The sequence below is a fragment of the Elizabethkingia argenteiflava genome (genome assembly GCF_009904105.1).
Classification (GTDB): domain Bacteria; phylum Bacteroidota; class Bacteroidia; order Flavobacteriales; family Weeksellaceae; genus Elizabethkingia; species Elizabethkingia argenteiflava.
Genome location: NZ_JAAABJ010000403.1, coordinates 1 through 446, shown reverse-complemented (window position 1 = coordinate 446; position 446 = coordinate 1). Strand labels below are relative to the sequence as shown.

Genomic DNA, 446 nt, shown 5'->3' with positions numbered 1-446 from the left:
GCCTTATTTCCGCCTTTTATACTGTTTAACTGATGCTCTTGTAATTTGCTAATTTGGTCTTTGTTGATTTGTAGACCTTTGGTTAATTTGATTTTTTTCATCTGTGTTAAGTTTTGAAAATTAAAATCGGGTTTTTTATTTTTTTTTAATAGTTCCTCTTGTATAATATTCTGTTTTATGTATTCTTATTGAACTTGTTTAAACTATTAGTTTTCTGAGGAACAAAATAACAAAAGCAATATAATGCAAAGAATTCCATGTTATTACAGAAGTTTCAAATCGTATTAATAATGCTTTGAAACTATCTCGCCAAGCATTCGCTTTCTCTATATTGAACCTTCGTTTATATAATTCTTCATCAAAATAATAATAATTCTTGGCTGTTTTATTATTCCTGAGATTGGTTTTAATATTGGCGATTATTTTTTCTTTTTCTAACATTTGTC

General features: G+C 26.5%; 1 protein-coding gene and 1 pseudogene. Both read right to left on the bottom strand.

The genetic code is table 11. From position 1 onward, the window contains the following. Nucleotides 1–101, bottom strand: a 101-nt coding sequence (locus GNY06_RS15125; protein ID WP_212995066.1) for a class I lanthipeptide, incomplete at its 3' end; no start/stop codon positions are given. 97 nt (nucleotides 102–198) lie between these two features. Beyond that, nucleotides 199–446: pseudogene (locus GNY06_RS04780) on the bottom strand (IS5 family transposase); the annotation flags it as partial.